4 protein-coding genes and 1 pseudogene are annotated in these 6,367 nt (G+C 67.8%); all 5 read left to right on the forward strand.

The features are described 5' to 3' along the window. Positions 1-1,899, forward strand: a pseudogene (locus tag ACRX5S_RS26520) (hypothetical protein); the annotation flags it as partial. A 17-nt stretch (positions 1,900-1,916) separates the two neighbouring features. Further along, entirely contained in the window at positions 1,917-3,404 is a 1,488-nt protein-coding gene (locus ACRX5S_RS26525; protein WP_436775600.1) for an SCO6880 family protein, read from the forward strand. 27 nt (positions 3,405-3,431) lie between these two features. Further along, on the forward strand, positions 3,432-4,994 hold the full coding sequence (locus ACRX5S_RS26530) for an ATP/GTP-binding protein (protein WP_436775601.1): 1,563 nt from the start codon (positions 3,432-3,434) through the stop codon (positions 4,992-4,994). Then, on the forward strand, positions 4,991-5,980 hold the full coding sequence (locus ACRX5S_RS26535) for a hypothetical protein (protein WP_436775602.1): 990 nt from the start codon (positions 4,991-4,993) through the stop codon (positions 5,978-5,980). The genes ACRX5S_RS26530 and ACRX5S_RS26535 overlap by 4 nt, the downstream gene beginning before the upstream one ends. Positions 5,981-6,025: 45 nt before the next feature. After that, positions 6,026-6,367 (forward strand): hypothetical protein (locus ACRX5S_RS26540; RefSeq protein ID WP_436775603.1); only part of this gene is annotated, 342 nt, incomplete at its 3' end.

Raw genomic sequence — 6,367 nt, forward strand, 5'->3', positions numbered from 1 at the left:
GCCGCACCCCGGGGTGCGCCGGCGGCGATGCCGCGGCTCTCGTGCGATTCCATCGCCTGGATCCCCGGGATGGACTACAAGACCGACTCCAACATGTGGACCCTGCCTGGCGGCGGCCTGCTTCGCGGCCTCTGTCGGAACAAGGCGGCCGCGGAGTACGGCACCGGCTCAGGCGGAAAGGAAGGCTGCGACGGCTGGGGCGAGCCCGCGGAGCTGTGCGTCAGCCCCAAGGACGAATGGGGCGCCGAGCCGAGCTGGCTCACGGACTTCCCCGCATGGCTGGAGTTCAAGTTCTTCGAGGGTGCCTCCGAGACCTACATGTGGTGGATCGAGGCCGAGGATCCGTCCATGTTCGCCAGCGACGGCAAGACGGAACGCACCAGTATCGGCTTCGTCTTCAAATACACCAACTACATCGTCATATTCCTGGTCATCCTCGGCATCCTGGTGGCGGCCATCAAGATGGCCCTCCAGCGCGACGGCCGGCCCGGCAAGGAACTCGTCAAGAACCTGCTCATGTTCGTGATCACCACGGGCATGCTGCTCGCGGTGAACCAGGCGATCCTGCTTTTCGTCCGCAGGTTCTTCAACTGGTACGTCCGGGAAGGGCTCGGCGGTGCCGGCGGCCAGCGCTACGCCACGATGGAAGAAGCGCTCACCAAGAACATGGGCGCGATGCTCCAGGGCGTCAATCCCGCGGGATTCGGTCTGATCGACCTGCTTGCCGCCTTGCTGGTCATCTGCCTGTCGATCGTCATGTACATCTACATGACGATGCGTTACCTGCTGGTGATGCTGCGAACCGCCATGACGCCGATGTACGCCGCCTGGGCGACGGTGAGCGAACGCGGCAAGCAGGGCCTGTGGGACAACTTCTGGCGGCTCCTCAGCTGGGATATCGGCATCGTTTTCATTGCAATAGCCCTGGTTGCCGGATTCCAGGAAATCGGTGAGCTGAGAGCCGACGAAATGCGGACCGGCGAAACGCACTACTGGCGTGGGCTCATCTTCTTCGGCCTGGCTACCGTCGCCGGACCGTCCACGGCCTATGCGATGGCACCCATGCTGGACAAGGGCGCGGCCGGAAATACCTCGGCGAACGTGGGCGCCTTCAAGACCGCGGTCGGAGTCGGGGCGGCGGTCGTCGGCGCCGGGATCAGCGCGGCGGGCGCCGGCGCGGGTGGCGGAGGCGGCGCCGGAGGCGCGGCCCAAGCCGGGCAACAGGCCGTGAACGCGGCAACCAACGCGGTCAACAGTACGGTCGGTGGCTTCGGCGGTGTCGCCGACGACGGCTCGGGCGGGCCTCCACCGCCACCGGGTGGTCCGGGCGGGCCTGGCGGGACACCGCCTGGCGGGACACCGCCCGGCGGGAAACCCGGCGGTCCCGGTGGGGGAAACCCGCCCGGCGGTCCAGGTGTTCCCCCCGGCCCCGGGGCCACTCCGGCACCGCGGGCCGCGATCCCGGGGGTCGACGGAAGACCGCTGGACCTGGGCATTCCGACACAGGACCAGTCCTTTGCCGCGATCCGTGTGCATGCGATCGAACTGTGGGAACGGGCCGCGGGATTCGAGAACGACCCCGCCACCCAGCACTTGGCTCCCCAAGCCCGGCAACTGGCCAACGACGAGCTCGCACGTTCGCGCGACAAGATGCTCGACGACTGGAACGAGATGGGGCAGGCAGGCAACACAGCCGCACAAGCCCAATTGCAGGCGGACTTCGACAGTTTGCAGAAGTACGCGACCGCACGTGAGCTCGGGCAGGTCGCCAACCCGATGACGCCCCGCGACGCCCATCTAGCGGCCGGGAACTGGCGGAACGGCAACCGCAGCAACATCGTCGACGAGGTGAACAGCCGGATTTCGGGTGGCCCGAGCGGCGGCGGACCCAATCCCTAGGCAATCGAGGAGGTGTCATGGCCGAGAACAGGGTCCGTACATATGGCAACTGGCGTAAGCCTTCGTCTCCCGGCATCGGGAAACTTGGGCTCGGCGGCAGCATCTTCGTCATGGTCGGCCTGGGAATCGTCACCCTGACGATGATGGTGTCGACGATCGCGGCGATCGTCATGGCCGTGGTCCTGATGATCGCGATCGCGCCGCTGATCATGCGCGACCCGCACGGGCGGAACGGGCTGCAATGGCTGGGGTCGCGTATCGCCTGGTTCCGCGGCATGACTCTCGGGCAGCACATCTACCGTTCCGGGCCGGTCGGCCGCCTGCCGGTGTCCACGTCCCGGCTGCCCGGGTTGCTGGCCGGCATGACGGTGCTAAACAGCGTCGACGGACACGGTCAACCGTTCGCCCTCGTCAGCCACCCGACCGCGAACCACCACACTGTCGTGCTGAACTGCTCGGCGGACGGGGCGTCGTTGGTCGACCAGCACCAGATGGACGTCTGGGTCGCCTACTGGGGCCGTTGGCTCGCCAACCTCGCGTACGAACCGCGCCTGGTGTCCGCGGCGGTGACCATCGAGACGGCGCCTGACAGCGGCGAGCGGCTGCGCAGGGAGGTCCTCGGCAACGTGGACATGAGCGCGCCGCCGCTCGCCCTGGAGGTCCTCAAGCAGGTCATGTTCGATTACCCGGTCGGTTCCGCGGAGATCACGTCGCGCATTGCCCTCACCTACTCCTCCGCGGGGGAGTCGCGGGCACACCGCACGCCCGAGGAGTTGGCGGCGGAGATCGGCATCCGCCTTCCCGCACTGGCCGGTTCGCTGGCGATGACGGGTGCGGGACCGGCGGACCCGCTGACGGTGGACGACCTGGCCCACCTCGTGCGGGTGGCGTACGACCCCGGCGTGGGCGTACTGAGCGAACAGGCTCGCGGTGAGGGCTCGCCGCCGCTGCGGTGGGAGGAAGCGGGGCCCATGGCCACCCAGGAAGCCTGGGACCACTACCGCCACGACGGTGCGCACTCGATCACGTGGGCGATGACCGAAGCTCCGCGCGGTGAGGTGTTCTCCACTGTCCTCAGCCGGCTGGTGGCCCCTCATCCGGACATCGTGCGCAAGCGCGTGACGCTGCTCTACCGGCCGCATACGCCGGCTGAGTCCGCCAAACTCGTGGAACGCGACCGCAAGGACGCGATGTTCCGGGCCCAGCAGTCCAGGGTCGCCCAGGCCCGCGACTCCGTCGACCTGCGCTCGGCGGACCAGTCGGCCCGTGAGGAAGCCACCGGCGCCGGGCTCGTACGTTTCGGACTGCTGGTCACCGCGACGGTGATGAAGGCGGAGGACATGCGCCTGGCCGCCGCGGCGATCGACAACCTGGCCGCGACGTCGCGCATCCGGCTCCGGAGGGCGTACGGAGCGCAATCCTCGTCCTTCGCGGCGGCGTTGCCGCTGGGTCTGGTCCTCGGCGACCACATGCGCGTTCCCCAGTCTGTCCGGAACTCGGTGTAGGACCGTCAAGTCAAGCAAGGAGTGGTCATGTTCGGATCGTCGGGAGCGCCCCGAGGCGACCTGGCCGACGTGGACCCCGGCACCGGGCAGCACACGGCAAACGACGCGGGACGGAAGAACGCGGCGTCCGCGAAGAAGGGCCGCAGGGAGAGGGCACGGGGCCCGGTCCGGCCGGGCCCCCGGGGATGGATGGGCTGGGGCAAGGGGCGTGCCTCGCACATCGAGGCGCCCGCGGAATGGCGTGGCACCACCGTCCAGGTCTGCGGGCTGTGGCCGTTCGGCGCGGGATCGGGAACTCCGGTCGTGGGCGTGCCCGTCGGCCGGTCGATGACGACCGGCGCCTCGCTCTGCTGCGATCCGGTCAGCTGGTTCCAGCGTGCCAACCTCATTCTGAATCCCAGCGAGTTCGTGCTCGGCAAGCCCGGCCTGGGCAAGTCCACGATCGTCCGCCGCCAAGCCCTCGGCCTGGCGGGCTACGGCGTCAACCCCCTGGTGTTCGGCGACCTCAAGCCCGACTACGTCGACCTGGTACGGGCCCTCGACGGCCAGGTCATCACGCTGGGCCGCGGGCGCGGATACCTCAACGTCCTCGACCCGGGCGAGGCCACCGAAGCCGCCCAGCGGCTGACCGGGGACGCCCGACGCGCACTCATCGCGGACGCGCACGGACGACGGATCAACGCGGTCGGCTCCCTGCTGACGATCGTTCGCGGCTCCCCGATCACCGACCGCGAAGAGACCGTGCTCAACATCGCCCTGAAGGTGCTCGACGAACGGCACGCCGGTGTGCCGGTCATGGCGGACCTTCTCCAGGTCATCCGTGACGCACCCGAAGCGGTTCGGGCCGCGGTGCTCGACCGCGGGAACATCGACAAGTACCGCGACGGCGTCGAGGCCTTGGAAGCCTCCTTGGTCGGCCTGTTGGGGGAGGGGCGCCTCGGCGACATGTTCTCCAGGCCGACCTCCGAGCCCATGCACCGGGACCGGCCGGTGTGCTTCGACGTCTCGAACATCGACGACTCGGAGATGCAGCTCCAGGCCGCCGCCCTGCTGGCCTGCTGGAGCTACGGCTTCGGTGCGGTGTCGGTCGCCCAGGCGTTGGCCGACGCGGGACTGGAGCCCCAGCGGCACTACTTCGTGATCCTGGACGAGTTGTGGCGCGTGCTGCGCGCCGGCCGCGGCCTCGTCGACCGGGTGGACGCGCTGACCCGCCTCAATCGCCAGCGCGGTGTGGGCCTCGCCATGATCACCCACACCATGTCGGACCTCATGGCGCTGGCGCACGAAGAGGACCGCATGAAGGCCAAGGGCTTCGTGGAACGCGCCGGGATGGTGATCTGCGGCGGGCTGCCCAGTGCCGAAATGCCGGAACTCACCCAGGTGGTGGGGATGACGGACGCCGAGCAGCGGATGATCACCGAATGGTCCACGCCGCCCGCCTGGGACACCGGGATCGGTCGCAAGGCCCCGCCCCCCGGGCTCGGCAAGTTCATGGTCAAGGTGGGCGGTCGCCCCGGTATCCCCGTGCACGTGGAACTCACCCGGGCCGAACTCCACATCAACGACACGAACCGGAGGTGGGCGCGATGACGGCGGCGATTCCGGGGGACGCGTCGCCGGCGCCGGAGGGCTCTCGGTGGTGGCGGCGCTGCGCACGAGGCGTGATTGTCCTGGGGGCGGCACTGCTCGTCCTGGGGCTTCTCCCCGGCGCTCCCGCTCCGGAGGCGCGGGCCGACGAACCCAAGATCGGTGCGGACTGCACGCTTGTCCCCGAGGACATTTGGGGCTACGAGTACTCGAAATACTGCGGCAGCGAAGATCCCAAGATGCTGCTCATGGAAAACCCGCCGAAGGGGTACGTGAACGGGAACCTCGGCAAATGCCAGGGCATGCCCGACATGAACCTCATGGAAGAAAAGAAGAAGGACGACAGCTTCCTCGGGAAGGTCGGCCGACTCTGGGAGGGCGCCAAGGACGTGGGCAACCTCATCTGGGAGGAGATGAAGCCCGGTTCCGAAGGTAAGCGCGGCACCAAGCTGCTGTGTGTGCGCGGCGAAATGCTGCAATGGCAGAAGGGGCATGAACAGGGCAACCTGTTCGTGCTGTCGCCCAAGCTGGAGCTGGTGAATCCGTGCAACACGCTGAACAAGGAAATGCGTGCCAAATGCGCGGATCCGCGCGGTAAGAACCCCTGCGACGACGTGGTGTCGATGGTCGGGCGGGGGCACTGCGAATCGAGCCACCCGGACTTCAAGCGGGAGTCGGAGATCGGGCCGTGCGCCGGCCTCATCGAGCAGCATTACGAGCGGTGCTGGAAGAAGGAGGAAGAAAAGAAGAAGAAGAAGGAACTGGCCGAGAAGGAGCACCTTGTCGCTCCACTTGAGGACATCCTCGGCTGGGTTTTCATCTTCGTCGGCGTGTCCGGCTGGGTCGGGGTGATTCTGACCGCCAAGGGCATGGCGATGGCCTGGTACACCGGTGAGGGTCTCGCCCACTTCAACCGAGGTGGATACGTGGTCATCGCGGTGATCATGGGTAGCAGTGCCTCGGCGATCGCCGGCTTCTTCTACATCTGACCCCCGCAGTGTTCGTGCTGAACGGCACGGGAGAAGAGGAGTTCCGTGTCGGATGCCGACGAAGCCGTAGGCGCGATCCTGGATCTCGGCGAGATGGCCGGCGACGGTGTGAAAGCCGTCAGCAAATTCGGTGTCAAGGTGGCACGGCGCATCGCCGCCAACAACAAGGCCAGCAGGGAACGGGCGGCCAAGCAGCAGGAGGACGCGGCCGCCAGATTCAAGGCAGCGCAGGAGGCGCGGCAGGCCGACGTCGCTCGGTACTACGCCCGCATACAGGCCGAAAACGAAATGACGCGTCGGCAGGCGCAGGCCAATCCGGGTCCGAATCCGGGTCCGAATCCGGGTCCGAATCCGGGTCCGAATCCGGGTCCGAATCCGGGTCCGAAT

Origin of the sequence: Yinghuangia sp. YIM S09857 (genome assembly GCF_051388915.1) — a bacterium.
Classification (GTDB): Bacteria; Actinomycetota; Actinomycetes; order Streptomycetales; family Streptomycetaceae; genus Yinghuangia.

What these genes read in the sequence shown, in the direction of transcription:
- ACRX5S_RS26525 (WP_436775600.1), top strand. Translation starts at nt 1,917, where the DNA reads ATGGCCGAGAACAGGGTCCGTACATATGGCAACTGGCGTAAGCCTTCG.
- ACRX5S_RS26530 (WP_436775601.1), top strand. Translation starts at nt 3,432, where the DNA reads ATGTTCGGATCGTCGGGAGCGCCCCGAGGCGACCTGGCCGACGTGGAC.
- ACRX5S_RS26535 (WP_436775602.1), top strand. Translation starts at nt 4,991, where the DNA reads ATGACGGCGGCGATTCCGGGGGACGCGTCGCCGGCGCCGGAGGGCTCT.